At 70.8% G+C, this 25774-nt stretch carries 26 protein-coding genes and 1 pseudogene; 14 read left to right on the forward strand and 13 right to left on the reverse strand.

What is annotated here, in order from left to right:
• Positions 1-15: 15 nt before the first annotated feature.
• From efeU to AC1DS4_RS16430, 5 genes are all read left to right on the forward strand, one after another.
• The gene (gene efeU, locus AC1DS4_RS16410; protein ID WP_477632914.1) at positions 16-870 is read left to right on the forward strand and encodes an iron uptake transporter permease EfeU; all 855 of its coding nucleotides are present in this window, start codon (positions 16-18) and stop codon (positions 868-870) included.
• A gap of 7 nt (positions 871-877) precedes the next feature.
• Positions 878-2017 carry an iron uptake system protein EfeO gene (gene efeO / locus AC1DS4_RS16415; RefSeq protein WP_477632915.1) on the forward strand — a complete coding sequence of 380 codons (1140 nt, stop codon included), beginning with the start codon at positions 878-880 and terminating at the stop codon, positions 2015-2017.
• Positions 2014-3294 carry an iron uptake transporter deferrochelatase/peroxidase subunit gene (efeB, locus tag AC1DS4_RS16420; RefSeq protein ID WP_477632916.1) on the forward strand — a complete coding sequence of 427 codons (1281 nt, stop codon included), beginning with the start codon at positions 2014-2016 and terminating at the stop codon, positions 3292-3294. Before efeO ends, efeB begins: the two co-directional genes overlap by 4 nt.
• A gap of 171 nt (positions 3295-3465) precedes the next feature.
• Positions 3466-4266, forward strand: coding sequence for a hypothetical protein (locus AC1DS4_RS16425; protein WP_477632917.1), 801 nt, complete (start codon positions 3466-3468; stop codon positions 4264-4266).
• A 10-nt stretch (positions 4267-4276) separates the two neighbouring features.
• A complete protein-coding gene (locus AC1DS4_RS16430; RefSeq protein ID WP_477632918.1) occupies positions 4277-4492 on the forward strand; it encodes a hypothetical protein in 216 nt (71 codons plus the stop codon).
• A 49-nt stretch (positions 4493-4541) separates the two neighbouring features.
• Here the strand turns inward: AC1DS4_RS16430 and AC1DS4_RS16435 are convergent.
• The 3 genes and pseudogenes from AC1DS4_RS16435 to AC1DS4_RS16445 form a co-directional block, all read right to left on the reverse strand.
• Positions 4542-5174, reverse strand: a pseudogene (locus AC1DS4_RS16435) (phosphatase PAP2 family protein); the annotation flags it as partial.
• Positions 5111-5809: a phosphatase PAP2 family protein gene (locus tag AC1DS4_RS16440; protein ID WP_477614319.1), complete on the reverse strand. Its 699-nt coding sequence runs from the start codon at positions 5807-5809 to the stop codon at positions 5111-5113. The gene AC1DS4_RS16440 and the pseudogene AC1DS4_RS16435, both read right to left, overlap by 64 nt.
• Positions 5809-6921, reverse strand: coding sequence for a diacylglycerol/lipid kinase family protein (locus tag AC1DS4_RS16445; protein ID WP_477614320.1), 1113 nt, complete (start codon positions 6919-6921; stop codon positions 5809-5811). Before AC1DS4_RS16445 ends, AC1DS4_RS16440 begins: the two co-directional genes overlap by 1 nt.
• Positions 6922-7024: 103 nt before the next feature.
• Between AC1DS4_RS16445 and AC1DS4_RS16450 the strand changes: the two genes are divergently transcribed.
• Positions 7025-7570, forward strand: a complete 546-nt coding sequence (locus tag AC1DS4_RS16450) for a DinB family protein (protein WP_477614321.1) — start codon at positions 7025-7027, stop codon at positions 7568-7570.
• Positions 7571-7641: 71 nt separating this feature from the next.
• Here the strand turns inward: AC1DS4_RS16450 and AC1DS4_RS16455 are convergent, their stop codons facing one another.
• Both AC1DS4_RS16455 and AC1DS4_RS16460 read right to left on the reverse strand, forming a co-directional pair.
• Positions 7642-8280 carry a LysE family translocator gene (locus tag AC1DS4_RS16455; protein WP_477632920.1) on the reverse strand — a complete coding sequence of 213 codons (639 nt, stop codon included), beginning with the start codon at positions 8278-8280 and terminating at the stop codon, positions 7642-7644.
• A gap of 74 nt (positions 8281-8354) precedes the next feature.
• On the reverse strand, positions 8355-9314 hold the full coding sequence (locus tag AC1DS4_RS16460) for a serine hydrolase (protein WP_477632921.1): 960 nt from the start codon (positions 9312-9314) through the stop codon (positions 8355-8357).
• Positions 9315-9465: 151 nt separating this feature from the next.
• On the opposite strand from AC1DS4_RS16460, the gene serS reads away from it, so the two are divergent.
• The 3 genes from serS to AC1DS4_RS16475 are packed head-to-tail and all read left to right on the forward strand — an operon-like array spanning position 9466 to position 12786.
• Positions 9466-10728, forward strand: coding sequence for a serine--tRNA ligase (gene serS / locus AC1DS4_RS16465; protein WP_477632922.1), 1263 nt, complete (start codon positions 9466-9468; stop codon positions 10726-10728).
• A gap of 24 nt (positions 10729-10752) precedes the next feature.
• Complete coding sequence (locus AC1DS4_RS16470; RefSeq protein ID WP_477632923.1) at positions 10753-11964, forward strand: alpha-hydroxy acid oxidase; 1212 nt, start codon at positions 10753-10755, stop codon at positions 11962-11964.
• 9 nt (positions 11965-11973) lie between these two features.
• On the forward strand, positions 11974-12786 hold the full coding sequence (locus tag AC1DS4_RS16475) for an HAD family hydrolase (RefSeq protein ID WP_477632924.1): 813 nt from the start codon (positions 11974-11976) through the stop codon (positions 12784-12786).
• 22 nt (positions 12787-12808) lie between these two features.
• Here AC1DS4_RS16475 and AC1DS4_RS16480 read toward each other — a convergent pair whose 3' ends face one another.
• Positions 12809-13417 (reverse strand): LURP-one-related family protein, encoded by a 609-nt coding sequence (locus AC1DS4_RS16480; protein WP_477624857.1) that lies wholly within the window; start codon positions 13415-13417, stop codon positions 12809-12811.
• A gap of 74 nt (positions 13418-13491) precedes the next feature.
• On the opposite strand from AC1DS4_RS16480, the gene AC1DS4_RS16485 reads away from it, so the two are divergent.
• The 4 genes from AC1DS4_RS16485 to AC1DS4_RS16500 all read left to right on the forward strand — a co-directional run bounded on the left by AC1DS4_RS16485 (position 13492) and on the right by AC1DS4_RS16500 (position 18259).
• Positions 13492-14319 (forward strand): TrmH family RNA methyltransferase, encoded by an 828-nt coding sequence (locus AC1DS4_RS16485; RefSeq protein WP_477632925.1) that lies wholly within the window; start codon positions 13492-13494, stop codon positions 14317-14319.
• 48 nt (positions 14320-14367) lie between these two features.
• Positions 14368-15003, forward strand: coding sequence for a VOC family protein (locus tag AC1DS4_RS16490; protein WP_477614329.1), 636 nt, complete (start codon positions 14368-14370; stop codon positions 15001-15003).
• A gap of 131 nt (positions 15004-15134) precedes the next feature.
• On the forward strand, positions 15135-16880 hold the full coding sequence (locus tag AC1DS4_RS16495) for an NAD(P)/FAD-dependent oxidoreductase (RefSeq protein ID WP_477632926.1): 1746 nt from the start codon (positions 15135-15137) through the stop codon (positions 16878-16880).
• Positions 16877-18259 (forward strand): adenylate/guanylate cyclase domain-containing protein, encoded by a 1383-nt coding sequence (locus AC1DS4_RS16500; RefSeq protein ID WP_477646076.1) that lies wholly within the window; start codon positions 16877-16879, stop codon positions 18257-18259. Before AC1DS4_RS16495 ends, AC1DS4_RS16500 begins: the two co-directional genes overlap by 4 nt.
• Before the next feature lie 20 nt (positions 18260-18279).
• Here the strand turns inward: AC1DS4_RS16500 and AC1DS4_RS16505 are convergent, their stop codons facing one another.
• From AC1DS4_RS16505 to purB, 4 genes are all read right to left on the reverse strand, one after another.
• Entirely contained in the window at positions 18280-19791 is a 1512-nt protein-coding gene (locus AC1DS4_RS16505; RefSeq protein ID WP_477632928.1) for an HNH endonuclease signature motif containing protein, read from the reverse strand.
• Positions 19792-19881: 90 nt separating this feature from the next.
• Positions 19882-20283: an MmcQ/YjbR family DNA-binding protein gene (locus tag AC1DS4_RS16510; protein WP_477632929.1), complete on the reverse strand. Its 402-nt coding sequence runs from the start codon at positions 20281-20283 to the stop codon at positions 19882-19884.
• A 10-nt stretch (positions 20284-20293) separates the two neighbouring features.
• Positions 20294-20659 (reverse strand): YrdB family protein, encoded by a 366-nt coding sequence (locus AC1DS4_RS16515; RefSeq protein WP_477632930.1) that lies wholly within the window; start codon positions 20657-20659, stop codon positions 20294-20296.
• Between the two features lie 93 nt (positions 20660-20752).
• Positions 20753-22162, reverse strand: coding sequence for an adenylosuccinate lyase (purB, locus tag AC1DS4_RS16520; RefSeq protein ID WP_477632931.1), 1410 nt, complete (start codon positions 22160-22162; stop codon positions 20753-20755).
• A gap of 123 nt (positions 22163-22285) precedes the next feature.
• Here purB and AC1DS4_RS16525 point away from each other — a divergent pair, with 123 nt between their 5' ends.
• Positions 22286-23314 carry an aldo/keto reductase gene (locus tag AC1DS4_RS16525; RefSeq protein WP_477632932.1) on the forward strand — a complete coding sequence of 343 codons (1029 nt, stop codon included), beginning with the start codon at positions 22286-22288 and terminating at the stop codon, positions 23312-23314.
• Between the two features lie 36 nt (positions 23315-23350).
• Here AC1DS4_RS16525 and AC1DS4_RS16530 read toward each other — a convergent pair whose 3' ends face one another.
• The 3 genes from AC1DS4_RS16530 to AC1DS4_RS16540 are packed head-to-tail and all read right to left on the reverse strand — an operon-like array spanning position 23351 to position 25719.
• Complete coding sequence (locus AC1DS4_RS16530) at positions 23351-24745, reverse strand: LLM class flavin-dependent oxidoreductase (RefSeq protein ID WP_477632933.1); 1395 nt, start codon at positions 24743-24745, stop codon at positions 23351-23353.
• Between the two features lie 8 nt (positions 24746-24753).
• Positions 24754-25137 (reverse strand): tetratricopeptide repeat protein, encoded by a 384-nt coding sequence (locus AC1DS4_RS16535; RefSeq protein ID WP_477632934.1) that lies wholly within the window; start codon positions 25135-25137, stop codon positions 24754-24756.
• A gap of 48 nt (positions 25138-25185) precedes the next feature.
• Entirely contained in the window at positions 25186-25719 is a 534-nt protein-coding gene (locus AC1DS4_RS16540; RefSeq protein ID WP_477632935.1) for a low molecular weight protein-tyrosine-phosphatase, read from the reverse strand.
• Positions 25720-25774 lie beyond the last annotated feature (55 nt).

The following is a 25774-nucleotide window of genomic DNA, read 5'->3' on the forward strand; positions in this document are numbered from 1 at the left end:
GGAAATCAGGTCAACGTGCTCGCCAGCAACGCGCTCATCGGACTCCGTGAAGGACTGGAGGCCGCGCTCGTCGTCGTCATCCTCGTCGCCTTCCTCGTCAGGACCGACCGCCGCTGGGCGCTGAAGGCCGTCTGGACCGGCGTCGCGCTGGCCGTCGTCCTCTCCGTCGGCATTGGCGCACTGCTCACCTTCGGCACCCGGCAGCTGTCCTTCGAGACCCAGGAGCTGATCGGCGGCAGCGCCTCCGTGCTCGCGGTCGCGTTCGTCACGGCCATGGTCTTCTGGATGCGGACCGCGGCCCGGACCATCTCGGGCGAGCTCAAGGGCAAGCTCGACCAGGCGCTGTCGGTCGGAGGCGGGGCCGTGGCCCTGGTCGGCTTCCTCGGCGTGGGTCGTGAGGGACTCGAGACGGCCCTGTTCTTCTACGCCAGCGTCCAGACGGCAGGAAGCGGCACGGTCCAGCCCCTGGTGGGCTTCCTCCTCGGCATCGCCGTCGCGATCGTCCTCGGGGTGCTCATCTACCGCGGCGCCGTGCACATCAACCTCTCGATGTTCTTCCGCTGCACCGGGATCGCGCTCATCGTGGTCGCTGCCGGAATCCTGTCCTACGGCGTCCACGACCTGCAGGAAGCCGCCTTCCTGCCCGGGCTGGGCTCGCTCGCCTTCGACGTGAGCAACGCCGTGCCGCCCGACTCGTGGTACGGCACGTTGCTCAAGGGCACCGTCAACTTCACGCCCAACACCACCTGGCTCCAGGCGATCGCGTGGACCACCTACCTCGCCGTCGTCATGACCCTCTTCCTGCGGCCGGCTCCAGCCCGACAGGTCCAGCCGTCATACCCATCGCACGCCACCTCACCACTCACCTAGGAGCACCATGCGCATCCTCCCCGTCCCCGCCGCCCTCGGGGTGGCCGTCCTGCTGGCGACCTCCGCGTGTGGCAGCTCCGACGAGGCCGGCGCCGCCGGTGGGAAGGGTCCGATCGCGGTCGAGGCGACGGACACCTCGTGCAAGGTCGCCCGCAGCGAGGCCGCGACCGGGACCGTCGAGTTCACGGTCAGGAACACCGGCTCCAAGGTCAACGAGTTCTACCTCTACGGCGACGGTGACCAGATCATCGGTGAGGTCGAGAACCTCACCCCCGGCCTGACCCGCACGTTCCACGTCGAGGTCGCGAGCCCCGGCACCTACCAGACCGCGTGCAAGCCGGGCATGAAGGGCAAGGGGATCCGGGCCGACTTCGCCGTCACGGGCAGCCCCAGCAGCACGAGCAGCCAGGCACCCGATGCCGCCATGGGCGCCGCGGTGAAGACCTACCAGGCCTTCGTGTCGGCGCAGTCCGACGAGCTGCTCACCCGGACCACCGAGTTCGTGGGCCTGGTCAAGGCCGGCAAGGTCGAGGAGGCGAAGGCTGCGTTCCCGGTCGCCCGAGGACCGTGGGAGCGGATCGAGCCGGTCGCGGAGTCGTTCGGCGACCTCGACCCGATGATCGACGGCCGTGAGGACGTCGTCGAGGAGGGCATCGAGTTCACCGGCTTCCACCGCCTCGAGAAGGACCTGTGGGTCACCGGTCTGCAGGCCGACTCCGGTGCGATCGCCGACAAGCTGCTGGTCGACGTCACGAAGATCGTGGCAAAGGCCAAGGCCGTCACGCTCAACCCGCTGCAGCTGGCCAACGGCGCCAAGGGGCTGCTCGACGAGGTCGCCGTGGGCAAGATCACCGGCGAGGAGGACCGCTACAGCCACACCGACCTCTACGACTTCGACGAGAACGTCAAGGGGTCCAAGGCCGCGCTCGACGCCCTGCGCCCCGTGCTGAAGACCCGTGACTCGGCCCTGCTCGCGAGGATCGACGCCGGGTTCGCGGCCCTCGACACCGAGCTCGACGAGTACCGCACCGACGCCGGCTTCCAGCTCTACACCGCCCTGACCAAGGACCAGGTCAAGGCGCTGTCCGTCGCCGTCGACGCGGTGGGCGAGGACATCTCGAAGGTCGCCGGAGTGGTCGCCCAGTGACCGACCTCTCCCGTCGGCGGCTGCTGGGCGTCAGCGCGGGCGCCGCCGTCGCCGGCGCGGTCGCGGGCGTCGGTGGAGCGTATGCCGCGCGGGCAGCTTCCGGCGTGGGCGACGGTTCCGCTGTGGTGGGTTCGGCTGGGGCCGGGGACGCCGAGGTGGCGTTCCGGGGTGAGCACCAGCCGGGGATCATCACCCCCGCCCAGGACCGGATGCACTTCGTCGCCCTCGACGTGGTCACCAAGGACCGGGCAGAGGTCGCCGAGATGCTGAAGGCGTGGACGCGGGCCGCCGAGCGGATGACCGTCGGGGCCGAGGCGCTGCCGGGCGGTGTCGTCGGGGGCGGCCCCTACCGCGCACCCGAGGACACCGGCGAGGCCTACGACCTGGACGCGTCGGACCTGACGATCACCATCGGCTACGGGCCGTCCCTCTTCGACGACCGGTTCGGGCTCGCCGATCGCCGCCCAGCCGCGCTCAAGGACCTCCCCGGCTTCGTGGGCGACGACCTCGACCCGGCCCGCAGTGGGGGAGACCTCTGCATCCAGGCCTGCGCCAACGACCCCCAGGTCGCCGTGCACGCCGTGCGCAACCTGGTCAGGATCGGCTTTGGGGTGGTGTCCGTGCGCTGGAGCCAGCTCGGCTTCGGGCGGACCTCCTCGACCACTCGCAGCCAGGTGACCCCTCGCAACATGTTCGGGTTCAAGGACGGCACCAACAACCTCAAGGCCGAGGACACCGCCGCCCTGGCGAAGCACGTGTGGGTGCAGCCGGACGACGTCCCGGGCGCGAGTGCCTGGATGGCCGGCGGCTCCTACCTCGTGGCCCGTCGCATCCGGATGCACATCGAGATCTGGGACCGCACGACGTTGCAGGAGCAGCAGGAGATCATCGGTCGGGACAAGGGTGAGGGCGCTCCCCTGGGCCAGAAGGCCGAGTTCGACGCCGTGGACTTCACGAAGAAGGGAGCCGACGGAAAGCCCGCCATCCCGGTCGACGCCCACGTGGCGCTCGCCCACGAGAGCCGGCTGAACGGCATACGCATCCTGCGCCGTGGCTACAACTTCACCGACGGGTCGGACGGGCTGGGACACCTCGACGCGGGCCTGTTCTTCATCGGGTTCATGCGCGACACGCACGCGCAGTTCGTGCCCATGCAGCGGTCACTGGCAGCAAAGGACGGGCTCAACGAGTACATCGAGCACACCGGCTCGGCAGTCTTCGCCTGCCCGCCCGGCCTCGGCCCGGACGAACACTGGGGTCAAGCGCTGTTCGGCTGAGGTCGCCCGTGGGCCAGGCCCACGGTCAGCGGAGCGCGACTGACCAGAAACCTAGAGTTGCATAGGCACTTCTTCTGTGGTTTGTTTGGATATGCATCCGAATGCTTGGGTGTATGTCCATATCCATTTCGTGTCCGGGCTCGCCGGCGCGGAAGCACAGGGGGGAAACACATGCGACGTTGGAAAGCGGTCCTGGTGACCGTTGCGGCTGCGGTACTGCTCATCGGTCAGGCGTCAGGGGCGCAGGCAGCCGACCACACCACGGACGGAGTGGTACAGCACTCAGTGGGTCTGGACCAGGAGGTCCGAGAGGTCACCGGTGCGGTGGACCTGGCGGGTGTCACCATCACCGCCCCGCGGGATCGCAGGGCCTACGCGACGCAGGACGCCGTGATCGCGGCGCTGGAGGAGGGACAGACGACCGCGGCGTTCGGCTTGTCGGCGGCGGGGGAGCTCCAGGCGGACGGCTCGGTCGTCCTGAGCAGGGAGGTGTCGTCGGGAGTGCGGATGACTGCCGGGATCGCCCCACCCTGGGCCAAGGATGCCAGCGGCAGGTCACTGTCGACCTGGTACGTGCTCGACTCGTCCCGCCGGCTCCTGACCCAGCACGTCGACACGTCGGGAGCGACCTACCCGATCGCGGCCGACCCCCGACTGACCTACGGGTGGGGGATCTACCTGAACGTCACCGGAGCTGAGGCCAAGGCGATCGGCAGCGCGGTGATCGCCATGGGTGGGGCGGGAGCCGTGGTGGCCTGTTCGGGGCTGTCGAAGTTCCCGGTCCTCGTTGGTCGCGTCGTGCAGCTCTTGTGCACGGTGGTCGGCGTTCCCACGATCCGAGCCATCCTCAACTCGATCGTCTCCCTCTGGCGCACTGGAGGAAGCACCTCGAGCTCCACGTGCTACCAGAGGCGGATCGTCGGCCCCTCCACCGGGTGGTACCAAGTAGCCTTGCGAAACTGCACTGGATGAGGTGGGCGCCATGAGGACTGTCGATTTCCTCGCCGTACTCGCGGCCTGGACCGCCGGAGCGCTGTGCCTCTGGTGGACGGAGAGCTGGCTCGTCGCGGTGGCCGTCTGCTTCGCGCTGACGTGGCTGTATCACCGCTTCGGCCGTCGGCGCGTGGCGGACCGGCTGACGCGACGCCAACGTGACTACGACGCGGCACCCGACGGACGGTTGACGACGCACCACTGAGACGACCGACGGCAGACGGGGGGGGGGGGGGGGGGGCCCGCCGGTACCACTGGAAGACGAGCACCGCGCAGACGACCCCGTTGACCAAACCGGCGACCACGTCGGAGATGTGGTGGGCGCCTCGGTAGAGCCGGGCCATCCCGACGAGGAACGGGAGGACCGCGCACACGGCCATCGACAGGCGGCGGAGCCAGGGGCGCTCGATACGGGTTGCTGCCATGAGGAGCAGCGAGAAGTACAACGCGGTGGACGCACCGGTGTGACCGCTGGGATAGCTGGTCGTGGGCGGCGAGGTGTCCATGGGGTTGGCCGGCGGGCGCGCCCGACCGACCGCCAACGTCAGGAACAGGAAGATCGTCGCCTGCAATGAGATCGAGATGAGCGGAACCACTGACCACCGCCACTCGCGGGTGCGCCACCAGATGAGGGCGACCGCGATGAGGCACACGCCGATGACGATCTCGGTGTTGCCCAGCCTCGAGAAGACCCAGCTGATCGGGTTCCAGAAGTCGGTCCGGTCACGGCTGAGCGCCCTCGCCGTCCGGTCCTCGGCCTTGTCGATCGCCGACAGCGGTCCGGTGATGAGCAGGCCGAGGCCGGCCAGCACCCCGAAGAGGACTACGCCGGGTGCGACGGTCCGGGTGAGGAGGTCGCGGCCGTCTTGCCAATGAATCCGAGCCATGAGGAGAACGTAATGCCAACTCCGAGAATCCACCCAGCCAGCACGTCGCTGGCGAAGTGCACACCGAGGAAGATGCGGTCCAGACCCACGGCCAGGGCGAAGACCACAGCGACGGTCGTGGCCACGCGCCTGGCCACGGGCGAGAGCAGCGGCCACAGCAAGAAGACGAGGGTGGTCGCGACGATCGCGGCGTTCGAGGCGTGACCTGAGGGGAACGAGTATCCCGGGGCGTGCGAGATCGGGTCGTCGACGACAGGCCGGGTCCGCTGCACGAGCAGCTTTGCGTCCAGGGCCAGGTTCCAGCCGATCATCATCGTGACGAACGCCCACAGCGCGCGGTTGAGCAGCCCCTTGGCGAGCCAGGCCCACAGGCAGACCAGCGTCGCCACGATGTACACGACCCATGGCTGGCTCACCGCCTGAAGCGCAATGAGGGCGCTGCCCGCTCCGACCGACCGCGTGAGGTCGGTGGCCCGGTCGGCGATGGCGTTGTCCAGGTGGACGAGGGGGTCGAACTTCTGCCGCACCGCGAACCCGAGCATGGCGAACGGCACCGCGAACAGCACCATGGCCGCGGCCCCGCGAAGCAGCCGCGCGGTGCGCGACGTGCGGGCTGGTGACGTGGTGGTGGCCATCAGTCCAGCGATCCGACGCGAACGACGAGGGCGCCGGGGACGACCTCCGCGGCGATCGCGCGAGCCTTGCCGAGCGTGTCACCGTCGATCTGGACCTCCTGCGGACGATCGCTGCGCACCCGGACCGACGGGCTCGTGTAGTGGTCGACGATCTGGTGGCCCTTGCGCTTCTTGGACGCGAGCCGCGCGGCCACGGCGGCCCACCCCACGACCCCCTTGGGCGACAGGATGACCATGTCCAGCTGGCCGTCGTCGACCTCGGCCTCGGGCATCAGCACGAGTCCGCCCAGCAGCTTGCCGCAGTTGCCGATGACGACGGTGCGGGCCCGCCGGGTGAACTCCTCCTGGTCCTCCACCTTGACGCGCACCTTGAACTGCGGGCCGCGGAGGTTGCGGGTGCCCGAGACGACGTATGCCGCGGGGCCCACCTTGGCCTTGAGCCCCTCCGGGGCATCGGCCATGATCGCGGCGTCGAAGCCGAGACCGGCCATGACGAGGAAGATGTGGCTGGCCGGCCGGTCGTCCTCGCCGGAGGTGTCCATCGTGAGGCGCCCGACGTCGACCCGCTTGTTCTGGCCGGTCAGGGCGATCCGCAGTGCGTCGCCGAGGTCGTCGACGGGCAGATCGAGGTTGCGGGCCAGCAGGTTGCCTGTGCCCCCGGGCAGCAGGCCCATGGGGGTCTCGCTCCCGACCATCGCCTCGGCCACGGCGCGCACGGTGCCATCACCGCCGAGGGGACAGATCAGGTCCACGCCTTTGGCCAGGGCCTGCTGGGCCTGTCCCGTGCCGGGGTCGCGTTCCGTGGTGAGGATGAACAGCGGCTCGGCCCAGCCGTGGTTGACCGACTGCTCGGTGATCTTCCTGCGCACCGCTGCCACGTCGTCGAACTTGGTCGGGTTGACGATGATCGCTGCGCGGCGGACGGGCGAGTCGGGCACGGAGCCCTCAGGGCGGAAGTCGTTGCGGTGCGGACGACGCCCCCACCGACGGCCACGGTGGGCTCCGCCGGCACCGAGCCCGCGCATCCCGGCCCACCCGGCGACGCCGAGGGCGAGCAGGATGACGAGGACGATCGCCCCGAGGGCGATCCAGCCGGAGTGTTCGCGAAGCACGGGCCGACGCTACCCCACGGGCGGCGTGCCATCGCCACAGGTCAGAGCCCCGTGACGCCCTCTCGGGGGTTGCGTGCCGCGGTCGGCGGCTACCGTGGTCGGCATGGGTGACCTCGACGCCGCCGCGAACGACCAGATCGTCCCCGACACCAAGGACTGGACCTGGACCCTGGACAGGCCCTGTCCTGACTGCGGATTCGACGCGGGATCGGTCGCGCGGGCCGACATCGCACCGTTGACCCTGGCGTCGACCGCGCCGTGGACCGCCGTGCTCGAGCGCGCCTCCGCCCGGGAACGGCCGGCTCCCACCGTGTGGTCGCCACTGGAGTACGCGTGCCACGTCAGGGACGTGTGCAGGGTCTTCAAGGGCAGGGTCGAGCTGATGCTGGAGCAGGAGGGGCCGCAGTTCGCCAACTGGGACCAGGACGAGACCGCGGTGGCCGACCGCTACGGCGAGCAGGACCCGGCCGTGGTCAGTGGTGAGGTCCAGCAGGCCGCTTCCGCCGTCGCGGCGGTGTTCGCGGCGGTGCCCGACGACGCGTGGGAGCGGACCGGCCTGCGCAGCGACGGGTCCGGGTTCACGGTGCACACCCTGGGGCAGTACTTCCTGCACGACCTCGCCCACCACCTCGTCGACGTCGGCGCCTGAGCCCACCGCGCGGCATACCCCGGGCCCGAGGGTCTGCCGCGCCGCGGCGCACGGGGCGACGCGGCTGCTGGTCAGGCCTTCTGGGGGTGGCCCGTGAGGGCGGCAGCCCCGCCCATCGCCAGGAAGATGCTCCCTGAGACGTACTTCTGCCGCTCCACCGCCCGCGGGTGGCGGGCCAGCCACAGGCCCAGCGAGCCGGCGGTGAGCGCGTACACACTGTCGAAGACGGCCCCGATCACGACGAAGATCGCGCCGAGGACGAGCACCTGCGACCAGATCGCGCCGGACTCACGGTGCAGGAACTGCGGGAAGAAGGCCACGAAGAAGACTGCCGTCTTGGGGTTCGAGATGCCCACGAGGAACGCGTCGCCGAACGCACGGCGGGAGTTGGTGACCGGGGCGCGGTCGAGGGAGAAGTGCCCCTTGCTGCGGAACTCGCGGATGGCGAGCCACACCAGGTATGCCGCGCCGGCGTACTTCACGACGGAGAAGGCCAGGACCGAGGAGCTGATCACCGCGGAGAGACCGAACGCCGTGGCCACCACCATCACCGCTGTCGCCGTCTCGATGCCGGCCATCGAGGCGACCGCGAGCCGGCGGCTGCCCTGCCCGATCCCCCGGGAGATGAGGAACAGCATCGCTGGACCGGGCAGCAGGATGAGCGCGGTCGCGGCGAGGGCGAACGACGCGAGGGTGGGCGTGGACGGCATACCCGCAAGGATCGCGCCCGGCCGGCCCCGAGGGCAACGGGATTCGGCGTCTGCTCGGACCCCGAGATGGTTCGTCAGACCCCGAGATGCTTGCGGGTCAGGGTCGCTGCCTGCTCGACGATCTCGATGCCCTGGGCCAGGGACGTCGCCTTCTGGCTGAGGACAGCCAGCCGCAGGTCCAGCGACGGGCCGGTGATGCGTCCGATGCTGTTGGCGATCCACCGCTTGCCGAGCGTCGAGCGGGGCAGCCAGCCGTTCTTGAGGCTGACGCTGTCGCCCCGGTGGGCGGCGGCGCTCACGCCCCACTTCTGCTCGGCGATGACGTCCTCCATCAGGTCGAGGAGCACCGCCCCCGACCGGGCGTTGAGTGGCGAGGCCTTGGTCCCCGCCGCGCTGACCGCCTCGACGAACCGCAGCTGGTCGCGGGCGGTCGTCCGGGTCAGGCCCCAGCTGTAGTCGAAGCACTGGGTCGCCCTCATCCCGAAGCGCTCGTTCGCGTCCTCCATCCCGTCCGCGAGCCCGATCTCGCGGAACAGCGTCCAGGCGGACTCGTGGTCGCTGACCCGGATCATCTGGGAGGCGACGGCCAGCTGGCGGGCCGAGATGCGGGAGCCACGGTCCTGCAGCTGGAGCAGCAGAGCCGCCAGGATGTCGGCCTTCGCGATCGAGGCCGTCTCGATGGTCGTGTCGGCGCCCCAGGCGAAGGACCGCTTCGACCGTGCCTCGGTGGCCGCCACCCCCAGGTCGACGCCATGGCGGCGGGAGAGGGCGGACAGCTCGTCGCGCAGTGCCGCCAGCGTGGGGGCGGGTCGGGCGGATGCCTTCGTCGGAGCGGGGACCCGGCTGGTCGCGGACGCGGTGCCGGTGGTGGGCAGCGTGGTGGGCATGGCGGTGGTCGTCGAAGGCGTCGGCGGGTTCGACGTCTCGTCCGCGAGACCGGTCGTGGGGGACGGTGTCCCTTCCGCGCGCTCGCGGCCACAGGCTGCCGCGGCGCCGAGCGGCGCCAGGAGCAGGAGGTGCCGCCGCGTGAGCATGCAGGCATTGTGACCTGCAACGGCCAGCGCGCGCCCCTTTCACGCCCGGGTCCTCGGGCGATCCAGCGGGCGCCTCGCCCGTCGGATCCCTCGAGGAGTGCGGTGGGGCAGCGCCTCCGAGAGGTCGCACGCCGCTCGGTAGTCTTGCCCGGTGATCGACATCAAGCTCCTGCGTGAGGACCCGGACCGCGTCCGCGCCAGCCAGCGCGCCCGCGGTGAGGACGAGGGGATCGTCGACTCGATCCTCGCTGCCGAGCAGGCCCACCGGTCGTCCCTCACCGAGTTCGAGCAGCTGCGTGCCACGCAGAAGACGATGGGCAAGCAGGTCGCGCAGGCGCAGGGGGACGACAAGCAGGCGCTGCTCGCCCAGACCAAGGAGCTCTCGGCGCGGGTCAAGCAGCTGCAGACCGACGCCGATGCCGCGCAGGCCGAGCTGGACGTGCTGATCCGCCAGGTCGGCAACATCGTCGAGGACGGTGTGCCGGTGGGCGGCGAGGACGACTACACCGTGCTCGAGACCGTCGGGACCGTGCCGGAGTTCGACTTCGAGCCCCAGGACCACCTCGCGCTGGGCGAGTCGCTCGCCGCCTTCGACATGGAGCGGGGCGCCAAGGTCAGCGGGTCGCGCTTCTACTTCCTCACGGGGGTTGGCGCCAGGCTCGAGCTCGCCCTGCTCACCATGGGCATCGCCCAAGCCGTCGAGCACGGCTTCACGCCGATGATCACGCCCACGCTGGTCAAGGCCGACGTGATGGCCGGTGCCGGCTTCATCGACAAGCACGGCGACGAGGTCTACCGGCTCGAGGCGGACGACCTCTACCTCACGGGGACGTCCGAGGTGGCGCTCGCCGGCTACCACGCCGACGAGATCCTCGACCTCTCCGACGGCCCCAAGCGGTATGCCGGGTGGTCGGCCTGCTATCGCCGCGAGGCCGGGTCGCACGGCAAGGACACCCGCGGGATCATCCGCGTCCACCAGTTCCACAAGGTCGAGATGTTCACCTACTGCCGCGTCGAGGACGCGGCGGCCGAGCACCAGCGGCTGCTCGGCTGGGAGAAGGAGATGCTCGCCAAGATCGAGGTGCCCTACCGCATCATCGACACCGCGGCCGGCGACCTCGGTGGCCCGGCGGCCCGCAAGTTCGACTGCGAGGCGTGGGTGCCGACCCAGGGCCGCTACCGCGAGCTGACGTCCACCTCGAACTGCACGACCTACCAGGCCCGCCGGCTCAACACCCGGGAGCGCGACCCGAACGGCCAGGGCACCAGGGCCGTGGCCACGCTCAACGGCACCCTTGCCACCACGCGGTGGATGGTCGCGATCCTCGAGAACCACCAGCAGGCCGACGGCTCGGTGGTCGTGCCCAAGGCCCTCCAGCCCTTCCTCGGCCTCGAGGTCCTCAAGCCGGTCTAGCAGTTCGCGGGTAGCGTCGGCGAGGTGAGCGATCGCCAGCTGCCCAAGTGGTCCGAGCTCAAACCCCTGTTGCGGCCCAAGCCGGTCGAGCTCAACGCGAAGAAGCGGCGGCTCGCGTCCGCCCTGACGATCGCGGACCTGCGCGAGGTGGCGAGACGCCGCACACCGCGCTCGGTGTTCGACTACACCGACGGCGCCGCCGAGGGAGAGCTCAGCCTGCAGCGGGCGCGGGCGACGTTCCGCGACCTGACCTTCCAGCCGTCGGTGCTGCGCGACGTCGGCGACATCGACACGACGACCACCGTCCTGGGCACGCCCTCGGCGCTGCCGTTCGGCTTCGGCCCGACCGGGTTCACCCGCATGATGCAGCACGAGGGCGAGCGGGCCGTGGTCCGCGTCGCCGAACGGTTCGGCATCCCCTACGGCCTGTCGACGCTGGGCACGACCGACGTCGAGGGCGTGGCGCAGGCGTCGCCGGGCGCGCGCAAGTGGTTCCAGCTGTACGTCTGGCGCGACCACGGCCCGGCGGAGGACCTGATGGCCCGGGCGAGGGCCGCCGGGTTCGAGGCGCTGATCCTCACCGTCGACGTCCCGGTCGCGGGAGTGCGGCTGCGCGACGTGCGCAATGGCTTCAACATCCCGCCGGCCCTGTCCGCCCGGACCGTCCTCGACGGCGCCATGCACCCGAGCTGGTGGGTCAACTTCCTCACCACCGAGCCGCTGCGGTTCGCCAGCCTGGACCGCTGGGACGGCACCGTCGCCGAGATGATGAACGCGCTCTTCGACCCCACGATGACGATCGAGGACCTGGGCTGGGTGCGGTCGACATGGGACGGCCCGCTCATCGTCAAGGGGATCCAGACCGTCGACGACGCCCGCCGGATGTTCGACGCCGGTGCCGACGCGATCGTGCTCTCCAACCACGGCGGCCGACAGCTCGACAAGGCGCCGGTGCCCGTGCGACTGCTCCCGGACGTGCGCGAGGCACTGGGCGACGGGCCCGAGGTCATGGTCGACACCGGCGTCATGTCCGGCTCGGACGTCGTCGCAGCGATGGCGCTCGGCGCGAGCTCGGTGCTCGTCGGGCGCGCCTACCTCTACGGACTCATGGCTGGGGGAGAGGACGGCGTCGAGCGCGCCGCGCAGATCCTTGCCACCGAGGTGAGGCGCACGATGGCGTTGCTGGGCGCCCGCCGGATCGCGGACCTCGGGCCACAGCACGTCCGCCTTCCGTAGGCTGCCCGCATGACCGATGCCCCGCAGGTGAGCGTCCCCCACCTCATCGCCCTCGACGTCGACGGCACGACGATCAACCACGCCGGCGAGCTGTCACCCGACGTGCGCGAGGCCGTGCACGCCGTGGTGGCTGCCGGTCACCACGTCATCGTCGCCACCGGGCGTTCCATCGTGGCGACGACGACGATCCTCGCCGAGCTCGGGATCGTGAGCGGGTATGCCGTGTGCTCCAACGGCGCGGTCACCATCGAGTTGGATCCGTTGGAGGACAACGGTTTCCGCATCATCGAGGCGGTCACCTTCGACCCCGCCCCGGCGCTCAACCTGCTGCGCCACGAGTGGCCGGGGGCGGTCGTCGCGGTCGAGGAGCTCGGGGTCGGGTTCAAGCTGAGCGCACCGTTCCCGGACGGTGAGCTCCAGGGCGAGCTGCGAGTCGTCGAGTGGGAGGAGCTGGTCGCCGAACCCGTGACGCGCGTGACCTTCCGGGCGCCCGGCGGCACCGCTGAGGACTTCCTGGCCCTCACCGAACGCATCGGCCTGCACGGCGTCAACTACGCCGTCGGCTTCAGCGCCTGGCTGGATCTCAACCCCGAAGGGGTCTCCAAGGGTTCCGCCCTCGAGCTCCTGCGCCGGCGGCTGGAAGTCGAGCCGCGGCATACCGTCGCCATCGGTGACCAGCGCAACGACATCGAGATGCTGCACTGGGCCGCCCGTGGAGTGGCGATGGGCAACGCCCCCGACTCGGTCAAGGAGATCGCCGACGAGGTCACCCTCGACGTCGACCAGGACGGGCTGGTGCCCGTCCTGCGCTCCCTGCTCTAGCCGCCGGGCCTCGACCCAGCCGTCAGCGGCCCTGGAGTGCGTCGAGCGCGACGGCCATGCCCAGGCCCACCCGCCAGTCGAGCTGCCAGCCGTTGCTGGCCTGCGGCATGCGGATGTCGTAGCGGTCACGCAGCGAGCGCTTGCGCTCCGAGGACAGGACGACGCTGCCGTCCGGCGCGGTGAAGTCGAAGTGGAAGATGAAGGGCAGCGGGATCTCGCCGACGACCGGCAGGAGGTCCCACACGCGGCGCAGGATCGCGATGTTCTGGTTGCGCTCGGTCCCGAACGCCTGGAGGCCGTCGGGCGTGCCGAGGTGCCATGACGAGCGCAACAACGACTTGCCGAAGTCCTTGCGGAACCAGCCGATCGCGGCACCTGAGGCGTCGAACACGTCGTAGGTCGCGCCGAGGTCCATCCGGGTCCTGGCCTTGAACGAGAACACCGGCTGGGTGCGTGCCTCGTCGGCGTAGAACGTGACCTGCTCCTTGAACGCCATCCGCTTCTGCTGGGCGACCGCGATGACCGGCCCCTCGACCCCGGCGGCGTCCACCGACCGGATCTCGTAGCGGTTGACCATCATCGTGATCTTCTGGCGGAGGGAGAAGTGCTCGGTGACCGCGGGCTGGCTCATGGCCGACAGTCTGCACGATCGGCGACGGACACGATCGGCGGCGCAAGTGTTCGGACTGACAGACTGGGCCCGCCATGGCTGACCTGATCATCACCTCGCCGTCGAACCCACGCCTGAAGTCGCTCACCGGACTCCGGCGTCGCCGGACGCGCGAGGAGACGGGCCAGACGCTCATCGAGGGGTACGAGGAGCTGACCCTCGCCCTCGGCGCGGGTGTGCGGCCCGAGGCCCTCTACTACTGCCCCGAGCTGATGCTCGACCCGACCAGCCAGACGCGCGTCGTCGACCAGGTGCGGCGCGACGGGGTCGAGACGGTCCAGGTGTCGCGCACGGCGTTCGAGCGGGCGGCCTACCGCGAGGGGCCTGACGGCTTCATCGCGGTCGTGCCGTCGGTCGTGCGCCGGTGCGCGGAGCTGGTCGTGGGTCCCGCTGCCCTGACCGTCCTGTGCCAGGGGGTCGAGAAGCCGGGCAACCTGGGCGCGATGCTGCGTACGGCCGACGCTGCCGGGGCGGAGGCCGTCGTGGCGGCCGACCCTGTGACCGACTGGGGCAACCCCAACCTCGTGCGCGCCTCCAAGGGCACCGTCTTCAGCGTCCCGGTGGCCAGCGACTCCACCGAGGACACCCTGGCGTGGCTCGACGCCCACGGCATCGCCCTCGTCGCCACCACGCCCGACACGGACGTGCTGCACACCGAGGTCGACTACACCGGTCCGGTGTCCATCGCGGTCGGTGCCGAGAAGTACGGACTGACCGACGAGGTGCTCGACCACGCGGCATACAAGGTCCGAATCCCGATGGTGGGCAAGGCGAACTCGCTCAACGTCGCGACCTCCGCCGCCATCGTGATCTACGAGGCGGTGCGGCAGCGCGGCACCTCCGGCCCCGCCCCAGCCCACTGAGCACACCCGTGTCAGGAGCACCCCCTGACGTATGTCACGATGTCGGGTATGCGAGTTGACCACGTTTCGTATGCAGCAGAGCACGACGGACTGCAGGCGACCGCGGAACGCCTCGCCAAGCTGATCGGGGTCGACCCGGTCGATGGGGGAATCCACCCGCGGTTCGGTACGCGCAACGTGATCCTCCCGCTGGCGCATGAGCGTTACGTCGAGATCGTCGAAGTCCTGGACCACCCGGCATCGGACAAGGCGCCCTTCGGGCAGGCCGTCCGCGCCCGTTCCGAAGCCGGCGGGGGCTGGCTCGGGTGGGTCGTCGCGGTGGACGACCTCGCACCCTATGAGGCGCGCATCGGCCGCGAGGCCGTGGTCGGCAACCGGCACCGCCCCGACGGGGTCGAGCTCCGCTGGCGCCAGCTCGGCGTCAAGGGCCTGATCTCCGATCCGCAGCTGCCCTTCTTCATCCAGTGGGACGACCCGTCCCTGCACCCCTCCACGGCGGCGCACACGCACGTCACCATCGACGGCCTGCAGATCGCCGGCGACCCCGCCCGGGTCCGGGAGTGGCTCGACCTCCCCGTGGACCAGACCTCCTCGGTCATCGACTTCACTTTCGTCGCGCCGCACGGCACCCCGGGGCTGCTGGCAGTCACGTTCGACACCCCGAGCGGCAAGGTCACCGTCTGACCGCACCACCGTCTGACCGCACCACCGAATGACCGCACTCGTCGATGGCTTCTACGTCATCGACACGAGTCCGGGGAGCGGGGGCGCGCCTAGCGTGGAGGGACGTCTGGCCCCGACCGCTGGAAGTTGCCATGGCACGTCCCCTCCTGCTTGCCGTCGATGCGGACCCCGAGTCGCTGTCCCGGATCGAGGCTCACCTGCAACGACGGTTCGGGGCCGAGTACCGCGTGCGTGGCGAGCTGGGCTCGGCGGAGGCGATGGTCCAGCTGGAGGCAGCGCGCGACCGCGGTGAACCGGTGGTCGCCGTCCTCGCTGACCAGTGGCTCGGCGGGACGTCCGGCGCCGAGCTCCTCGGGCGGGTCCGGACCATGCACCCCGATGCACGCCGCGCCCTGCTCGTGCGCTGGGGCGCCTGGTCGGACCGCCCGACGGCGGACGCGATCCTGCGGGCGATGGCGGTCGGGGACATCAACTACTACGTGCTCAAGCCCTGGTCCGACCACGACGAGCTCTTCAGCCGCACCATCGGCGAGTTCGTCCACGAGTGGTCCCGCACAGTGATCTCCCCGGACCGCGAGGTCGTCGTCGTCGCCGAACGGCGCGCCCCCCGGGGGCACGGCATACGCAGCCTGCTCACCCGCAACGGCATCCCCCACACCTACCTCGAGCGGGGCTCACCGGGCGCGATCACGGCGCTGCGCCAGGTCGGGGTCCGCGATCCGGAGGACCTCACCGGACCCGTGGTCGTGTGGATGCCGGCGATCGGTGGTGCAGTGCTGCTCGACCCGACCGACGCCGAGCTGTGCGAGGCCTGGGGGATCCGCACCACGCTGGACGGCGAGAACCGCGACTTCGACGTCGTCGTGGTCGGCGCCGGCCCGGCAGGCCTAGCCGCCTCGGTCTACGCGTCATCCGAGGGGCTCAGGGTGCTGGTCGTCGAGCGCGACTCGCTGGGCGGTCAGGCCGGCTCGAGCTCGCTCATCCGCAACTACCTCGGCTTCTCGCGAGGGCTCAGCGGGGCCGAATTGGCCCAGCGCGGCTACCAGCAGGCCTGGGTGTTCGGCGCCCACTTCCTGCTGACGCGCGAGGTGGTCCAGGTACGCGAGGCGCCCGGAGGGTTCGACGTCGAGATCAGCGGAGTCGGTGCCGTGCACGCCCGCACGGTGGTCCTGGCCAGTGGGGTGTCCTACCGCAGGCTGGGCATCGAGCCGCTCGAGGCGCTCAGCGGTGCGGGGGTCTACTACGGCGCCAGCGTCTCCGAGGCCCAAGGGCTCACCGGACTGCGCGTGGTGGTCCTGGGAGGGGGCAACTCGGCCGGGCAGGCGGTGCTCCACCTCGCCAGGTATGCCGCGCACGTGCGCCTCGTCGTGTGGTCCGGCTCCCTGGGCGAGGGGATGTCGCAGTACCTCGTGGGGGAGATCGAGCAGAACCCGACGATCACCGTCCACACCGGGAGCGAGGTGTCCGGCGGCGGGGGCGATGGCTGGCTCGACCACGTCGTCGTCCGCGACCGCTCGACCGGCGATGAGCAGCGCCTCGAGGCCGACGGGCTCTTCGTGATGATCGGCGCGGAGCCCCGCACGGACTGGCTGCCGGAGCGCGTGCACCGCAACAAGGGGTTCGTGGTGTGCGGCACCGACGCGATGGGGTCCGTGGGGTGGCCGCTGGAACGCCCGCCCATGCCGTACGAGACGACCCTGCCGGGCTTCTTCGCCGTGGGTGACGTCCGCGACGGCTCGGTCAAGCGGGTGGCGTCGGCGGTCGGCGAGGGCTCGGTCGTCGTGTCCCAGCTGCACCAGTACCTCGCCCAGGTGCGCGGCGCCGACGCTGCCGCCGGTGGCGCAGCTGGCGCAGCCCCTCCCGGTGCCGGACCGTGACGGCGACGCCGGGCCGGGATCGCCCGCCCACCCCGGGGACGACGGTCCTGCTGGGGGTGCTGGCAGCGTGCGCACCGCTCGGTGGGTTGGTGCTGCTGCGGCGCCGTCCCTCGCTCGACCTGACCTGGGAACACCACCCGTCACACTTCTGGCTCGTGCTCGGGGCGGGCGTGCTCAGCGCCATCGTCGCCTACGGCACCGGCGTCGCCGCCMCGCGTCGCGGCGACGCGCGGGTCCTGCTCGTGTCCCTGAGCTTCCTCGCTGCCGCAGGCTTCCTCGGGCTGCACGCGCTCGCCACACCAGGGGTCCTTGTGGCGCACCCCAACGCCGGTTTCATGGTGGCCACGCCCGTCGGCCTCGGCATCGCCTCGGTGTTCGCCGCCTGGTCCACGGCACCTCTCGACGGACCGCCAGGGGTCCGGGTGATCGTGCGGGTCACCCTCCTGCGCGTGGCGTTGGTCGGCGTCATGGTGCTGTGGGCTGTCGCGTCGCTGGCCAGTCTGCCGCCGCTCGACGCCCACACCGCTCCGGAGCGCGCGTCGGGTCCGCTCGTCGCCCTCGCCGTGGTCTCGATCGGCCTGTACGCCTGGACCGCGCTGCACTACCTGGCACTGTGGCGTCGGCGTCGGGGGACGATGCCGCTGGCGGTGGCGGCGGCGGTCGTGCTGCTCGCCGAGGCGATGGTGGCGCTGGTGTTCGCGCCCAACTGGCGGCTCAGCTGGTGGGAGTGGCACGTGCTGATGCTGGGCGCCTTCGCCCTCGTCGCGTGGGGGGCGCAGCGGCAGTGGCACGAGGAGCGGTTCGCCGGTCTCTACCTCGACCAGACCACCTCGGGGAGACGGGTCATGAGCATCCTGTTCGCCGACCTCCAGGGGTTCACGACGTTCTCCGAGACGCACGAGCCCCAAGAGGTCACGGCAATGCTGAACACCTACTTCGAGGTGGCCATCCCGCCGGTCGTCAGGGCCCACGGCGGCGACATCGACCGGATCATCGGCGACGCGATCATGGCCACCTTCAACCGCCGCGGCGACCAGCCGGACCACGCCCGCCGTGCGGCGGCGGCAGCACTGGACATGCAGGAAGCCACCGCCCGCGTGGCGGCCGAGCACCCGGGCTGGCCCCGCTTCCGCGCGGGGGTCAACACCGGAGAGGTCTCGGTCAGCCTGTTGGGCGCGGGCGGCGGGCGGACCCACACGGTCATCGGCGACGCGGTCAACACCGCCTCCCGACTCGAGGGCAAGGCACCGGTCGGAGGCGTCGCCGTCAGCGCCGCGACCCGTGACCTGCTGCCGGGTGCTCGGACCGAGCCGCTCGGGTCCCTGGAGCTCAAGGGCAAGGCCGAGGCCATCGAAGCCTTCGTGCTGCTCTCGCTCTAGGGCGCAGTGTCCTCGCTGGGCTAGCCGTCCCAGGTGCCGTAGCTGCTGGGGTCCCGCTGGTCGTCCGCACCAGCTGACGTCAAGGGAGGGTCGTCGGCGTCATCGCCATGGTTGATGTCGTCACGCGGGTTGACGAGGTGAAGCTCCCGTCTCCATCGCGTCGCAGCGTCGGGGAGGATCTCGATGTCGGACCATCGAGCGCCTTCGCCAGTGGGTGGTTGGTATGCCGGGGGTTCGCCGCGCCCTGCCTGCCACCTCGACGGTGGGTCGCCGCCAAGTGGTGGCGCGAGCTCGGCGGCGGTGGGCGGTCGCACGTGCAGGCCGTGGCGGTTGATGACCTCCAGGCCGTCGAGCCTGGTCGGGTCACCCGCGATGCTGAAGTCGCCCCGGCCGATCGCGTCGTGGTGGAACGGGCAGAGGCTGACCTGGTTGTCGACGTCGGTCGAGCCGCCGTCGGCCCACTCGTGGAGGTGGTGGACCTCGACGAACCGAGTGGCCGTGCAGCCGGGGAACCGGCATCCCCGGTCGCGGTCCTCGATGAGTCGACGAGACCGCTCCGGCAGGATCCGCATCGCGCGTCCCACGCTGACGGGTCGGCCCTCGGTCTCCCATACAGGCTGGACCACGCCGTCCGAGACGAAGCGGTCGAGCAGTCGCCGCGGGATGGCCCCACCTCCGTTGACCCAGGCGCCATCGGTCGAGAGGTGCAGGTAGACCCGGTAGTGGCTGGCCCGACCCGTCGAGTTCACGGACGAGAGCGATCGCTGAGCCAGCTCCTCGAGCGCGTCCGCGTAGGTCGGTCGGTCTGTCGCCGCGATGCCGCGAGACTCGGCCTTGTCGGCACCTGTGGCCTCGCCCTCGCTCGCACTGGACGCAGCCATGAACAGCGCGTCCTTGGCCTCCTTGAGGGCCTGCTCCACAAGCGCGCCGATCGGCGCCGGTGCGCTGTAGCGCAGCTGGAACCGGCCGTCCACGTCGTAGTGCATCGACAGGTCAGGGCGAGCGCAGGCCCGCCGCTCCGAGTCCTCCTGCCCGGGCAGCCCGGCAGCTGGGCCGAGTCCGGGTGAGTCGGTCGGGGTGTCGTCACCGGGCCCCCCGGTCTCGGCCACCGGCGCGGGGGCGAACGCGTGCCGGCTCAGGGCGCGACGCAGCTGGGGCACGGTGGCGTGCTGGGCGAAGTCGGCGGCGGACTGCTGGTGGCTCGCCGGCGCGTGGTGGGCCACGACGGCGGTCTGGTCGAGCGACAGGCGCCCCTCGCGCAGAGCCTCCGAGGCCGCGGTCAGCTCGTGCCGGCGCTTCGCGACTGCCACGACGTCACGCGCGTGCGAGGGCGACAGGCCTGCCCGCACGACGAGGTAGTGCTCCGGAGAACGGAACCCACCATCGCCCCAGTGCTTGCCGTCGATGACCTCCGCAGCCAGGTCGACCAGCTCGCCCTGCGCCCGGTTGAGCCGCCCTGCGACCTCGGCCGTGCGCGTCCAGAGGTCACGCTGGACCTCATCGCGCTGGGCGGCCACGGGGCTGATCGACATTCCCCTATCGTACACCTGTTCGAACGGCTGGGTCCAGCGATCCACAGGGAAAACCATTGCCGCACAACGGATTTCGCCGAGAGCGGAACGTCAGGCCTCACCGAAGTACGACTCGACCAGCTTCTTCGGCGCCTTCGCCGCCCACGCATCCGTGATGACCTCCGCGAGCTCGGCGCGGGTCAGCCGGCCGAGGTCGCGCTGGCGCAGCAGCACTGCGTTGTAGCCGTCGAAGTGCGGCGTCGTGAACCACGGCCCGTCGCCCTCGACCAGCACCTCCTTGTCGCTCTGGTCGGCGACGACGAACATGATCACGTCCTGCATCCGCTCACCGGTCTCGGGGTCGACGGCATCCGGGCGCGGCTCGCGGAAGTGCAGGAACGACTTCTTCCGCACCACGTAGGCCGGGTTGCCCCACGACTTCCCCTCCTCCGCCTCGGGCAGGGACAGGGCGATCTCAGCGAGGTCCGACAGCTTCGCCTTGCGTGCGGCCATGACGGCGACGCTACGCCGACTGTCCGCCCCGCGCGTCGGCCTCGGAGACCAGCGCCTGGATCGACGGCAGGAGGGCGAGCCCGTTCACCACGACCGAGAAGACCAGGAACCCCACCGCCCAGCCGTGGTGTCCCGCCGCCCACAGCCCGGCACCAGCCAGCCCGAACACGAGCACCTTGGTCACCGGCCGCACGACAGGGCCACCCCGAGGCGCCTTGGGTGACGCGAACGTCCACCACACCGCGACCACGACGAGGGGCATCGTGGTCGCGAGCAGCACCCCGCCGACGTGGCTGCCCCAGACGGCAGCCGCCGCGGCAGCGAGCAGCTCGTCGACGAACACCAGTGCCAGCACGAGCCAACCGAGAGCCTTCACGTCACCTCCGCGGGGTCCGCCCTTGCAGGCGATGGGGTATGCCGCGCGCTCACCCAGCGGTGACCCCGCGGCATACGGGTCAGTCGAGGTGGTTCAGTCGAGGTAGTCGACCAGCGCGGGAGCCGCGCCGATGTAGCTCTGGGGGGTCAGCTCGGCGAGGCGCTTCGCGACGTCGTCGGGCAGCCCCAGGCCGGCGACGAACTCGCGCAGGTCGTCGCCGGTGATGCGGCGGCCACGGGTGAGCTCCTTGAGGCGTTCGTAGGGGTTCTCCATGCCCGCGACGCCCTGGGCGCCCAGCGCCCGCATGGCCGACTGGATCGGCTCGCCGAGGACCTCCCAGTTGGCGTCGAGGTCGGCAGCCATCGCGGCGGGTACGGCGTCGAGCCCGGCCAGTCCGCGCGCGGCGTTGTCGATGGCGAGCAGGGAGTGGCCGAAGGCGACTCCGATGTTGCGCTGCATCGAGGAGTCGGTGAGGTCGCGCTGGAGCCGGCTGTTGACGAGGGTCGAGGAGAGCACGTCGAGGAGTGCGTTGCTGACCTCGAGGTTGGCCTCGGCGTTCTCGAAGCGGATCGGGTTGACCTTGTGCGGCATCGTGCTCGACCCGACGGTGCCCTGGCCGCGGACCTGGGCGAAGTAGCCGAGCGAGATGTAGGTCCAGACGTCGGTGCACAGGTTGTGCAGGATCCGGTTGAAGCGCGCGATGTCGGCGTAGAGCTCGGCCTGCCAGTCGTGCGACTCGATCTGGGTCGTGAGCGGGTTCCACTGCAGACCCAGGGACTCGACGAACTCACGACTCAGGGTCGGCCAGTCGGCATCAGGGACGGCGGCGAGGTGCGCGCCGTAGGTGCCGGTCGCGCCGTTGAGCTTGCCGAGGAACTCCGCTGCACCGATGCGTCGCAGCTGGCGGCCGAGCCGGTGGGCCAGCACCGCCAGCTCCTTGCCCATGGTGGTCGGCGTGGCGGGCTGGCCGTGGGTGTGCGCGAGGAGGGGCACGTCGCGCAGGTCGGACGCCATCGTCGCGACCGACTCGACGAGCTGGGTGGCCCGGGGCAGCCAGACCTCGGTCACGGCACCCTTGACCATGAGCGCGTAGGACAGGTTGTTGATGTCCTCGCTCGTGCAGCAGAAGTGGATCAGCTCGGCGAGGCCGCGGTCCTCGTCACCCGGGGCGATCGCGGTGAGGCGACGCTTGAGGAAGTACTCGACGGCCTTGACGTCGTGCTGGGTCTCGCTCTCGATCTGTGCCAGCTCGGCGATCTCGTCGGCACCGAAGTCCTCGACGACCTGGCGCAGCCGCTGCTGTTCCGAGTCGGTCAGGGCCCGGACGCCGGGGACGACCTGGTGTGTCGTGAGGAAGATCAGCCACTCCACCTCGACCCGCACCCGCTCCCGGTTGAGTGCCGGTTCGGAGAGGTGGTCGACGAGAGCAGCCACCACACCGCGGTAGCGGCCGTCGAGGGCGCCCAGCGCGATGGGAGGGGTCGCGTCAGCAAGCGAAGCCATGGCGACAGTCTCCCAGAGTGGCGAGAGCGCTGTGGACGCGGTCCGGCGCGGTCGGTGGCTGTCGCCGGCCACGTGTCTTGCCGCGGCGCGCGGTCCGGGGAGCGGCGGCATACGGTGAACACCATGCGATACACCACCCTCGGCCGCAGCGGCACCGTCGTCTCCACCCAGTGCCTCGGCACCATGACCTTCGGCGCCGAGGCCTCCGAGGCGACGTCCGGCGCGATCCTCGAGGCGTTCGTCGAGGCGGGTGGCAACTTCGTGGACACCGCCGACGTCTACGCCGAGGACGGTGAGTCCGAGGCGATCATCGGCCGCTGGCTCAAGGCCCACCCCGAGGATGCCAAGAACGTCGTGATCGCCACCAAGGGCCGCTTCGGCATGGGCGACGGCCCCAACGACCTCGGGCTCTCGCGCCGCCACCTGCGGCGCGCCCTCGACGACTCGTTGCGCCGGCTCGGTGTCGAGCACGTCGACCTCTACCAGATGCACGCCTGGGACGCGCTGACCCCGGTCGAGGAGACCCTGCGGTTCCTCGACGACGCGGTCGGCGCCGGCAAGATCTCCTACTACGGGTTCTCGAACTACCTCGGCTGGCAGGTCACCAAGGCCGTGTTCACGGCCCGCGAGCACGGGTGGACCGCCCCTGTGACCTTGCAGCCGCAGTACAACCTGCTGGTTCGCGACATCGAGCACGAGGTCGTCCCCGCCTGCCTTGACGCAGGGTTGGGGCTGCTCCCGTGGTCGCCGCTCGCGGGTGGGTGGTTGACCGGCAAGTACCAGCGCGACGCGACCCCGACCGGGGAGTCCCGGCTCGGCGACGACCCGACCCGCGGCATGGAGGCGTGGGGACCGCGTAACGCCCAAGAGCGCACCTGGGCCGTCATCGACGCGGTCGGTCAGGTCGCGGCCGAGCTGGACGTGAGCTCCGCACAGGTCGCCCTCGCGTGGGTCGGGGCACAGCCGGGCGTCACCTCGGTGATCCTCGGTGCCCGGACGGTCGAGCAGCTGGGCGACAACCTCGCGGCGGCCGACCTCAAGCTGAGCCGCGAACACGTCGAGCGGCTGTCCGCGGTCAGCGCCCCGCAGGTGGACGACTACCCGTACGGCGCCGCAGGCGTGGACCAGAGGCACCGCGGCCTGACCGGCTGACGCCGCCCGGACCGCTCCTCGCGGCGGGCTGTCCGGTCAGGCGAACCCGTAGCGGTCCAGCGCAGGCACCAGGTCCTCCTCCTCGGAGGACAGGTGGTCGAGCAGGGTCGTCGACAGGCGGTCGACGACGCGCTGCAGCTCGACGGTCGCCGAGCCCCCTGAGGCTCCCGACACCAGGCCGACGAGGGCGTCGTCCAGCTGCTCGAGCACGTCGTGGATGACGAGGTGCTCGGCCTCCAGCCGGTCGAGCACCGGGGCGAGGGCCGGGTCGCTTCGTCGCAGGTGGGGAAAGACCGAGCGGTCCTCGAGGGTGTGGTGTCCCGTGACGAAACGGCAGTACTGCGCGCAGTAGGCCCCGAGCGTCCAGTTGTTCTGCCGCATGGTCAGCTCGTTGATCGCGTTGCGTGCGCGGTGCGCCTGCTCCTCACCGGCCACCACCTGCTCCACGATGTCGCGCAACCGGGTGAGCTCGGCCCGCAAGCCGTCGTGCACCTCGACGAGGTGGGCGCCGGCCCCTGAGGCAGCCGGCGTCGCAGCGCCCTGGGTATGCCGGGTGGTCACCGCGCCGGGCACGGCGGCCCGCCGTGCCCGTTCGGCCTCGACGAGCTCCCGCGTGGCAGGTGCCACCTCGGTCGCGAAGCGCTGGACGTCCGCCAGGGAGGACACCGGCGCGATGAACGTGCTCATCCCCTCCTCCAGCGTGAGGTCGGCCAGCTGTTCGGCGCCGGTCCGCGGGCCGATGTTGTAGAGCCGGCGGATCTCGGCCGGGTCGCGACCGGCCTTGCGGGCCGCGTCGTCGATGGTCTGGTTCATGCCCCGCAGAGCCGACGGCGCGGCATACCCCATGCTCGGGAGCCAGCCATCGGCCACGGTGCCGGTGAGGCGGAGCATCCGCGGCTTGAGGGCACCCAGCCAGATCTCGACCGGGTGCGCGGGAGCCGGGCCGGGATGCAGGCCCACGACGCGGTGGTGGTCCCCCTCCACCCGCACGGACGGTGCCCCTGCCCCGGCCCACACCTCCCGGATCACCGCGATCGCCTCTGCCAGCGCCTCGACCGACTCACCCGGGGACAGGCGGGTGCCGCCGGCGGCGACGATGGCGTCCCAGAAGGCACCCGCGCCGAGGCCCAGCTCGACGCGTCCGCCGCTGAGCCGGTCCAGGGTCGCGACGCTGCGGGCCAGCACGACCGGTGGCCGCAACGGCAGGTTGGCGACGTTCAGGGCGACGCGGACCGAAGTCGTACGCGCGGCGATGACCGTCAGCAGGGTCCAGGCGTCGAGGTGCCTGGCCTGGTACGGGTGGTCCTGGATCGTGACGAGGTCCAGGCCGCCGACGTCGGCGGCTTCGCTGAGCTCGAGGGTCAGGTCGGCAGCGGTGGCGTCAGGGCTCGGGAAGATCCCGAACTGCAGGTCCTGCCCGTAGTCGGTCATGGCATCCCTCAGCTGGTCGGCATGGTGGTGGACTCACCGTAGGCCGCAGGTCGCTCGTAGTCGCCCAGGACCTGGGCCAGCGCGAGGTGCCGCCGGGCCTGCTCGTGCTGCGACTGACGCTGCAGGGTGCGTCCGAGCAGGAGGTGGAGGTAGCCGTCGTCGGGGGCGTCCTCGACGAGTCCCCGCACCACCGCCTCGGCACGCCCCAGCTGGGCGGAGCCGAAGTAGGCACGAGCCAGCAGGGTTCGGAGCTCGGCCGTGCCGTGCACGGTCTCGGTCGCGTCGGACTCGTCGACCAGCTCCTTCAACGCGATGGCCGCGGCGCCGTAGTCACCGGCGTCGACCAGGCCGCGAGCCCACTCGAGCCGGAGAATGAAGGGAGTGCTGGTCATGCTGGTCCTGCTGGTCATGGTCATGCCCGCACAACACTAGTTCGATATTCAACTATTCCGCGCGACGAGCTGGCGGCGGACGTGCTCCACGACGCCGTCGGCGGCCGCGACCACCTCGGCGTACGTCTGGTCGAACGCCGAGTCGTCGCCGTACCAGGGGTCGTCCATGTCGAGTACCCCCGATCGCTCCGCATCCGGGTCGAACGAGCGGAACAGCCTGAGCTTGGCTCGCTGCTCCTCGGTGCGGGCGAGCCTGGTCAGCTCACGCAGGTGCCCCGCGTCTGCGGCCAGGACGAGGTCGACGTGCGGCAACCAGGATGCCTCGAACCGTCGGGCAACGTGGTCACGTCCCCCGAAGTCGTCGTGGCCGTTGCGGGCGAGCACCGCCAGGGTGCGCGGGTCGGCCGGGCTGCCGACCTCCCACGAGTGCGTGCCCGCCGAGTCGACGACGACGGCGTCCCCGAGGCCGGCCCGCTCAAAACGCTCGCGCAGCACGAACTCACCCATCGGGGAGCGGCAGATGTTGCCGGTGCAGACGACGGTGACCCGATAGGGACGCTGGGCTGCCAGCTGTTCTGCCATGCGTCCATTCAACGACATTGCTGTCCAACGACATCGGCCTGGTCCGGTTGCGACC

It is taken from the genome of Pedococcus sp. P3_C7 (assembly GCF_056402615.1).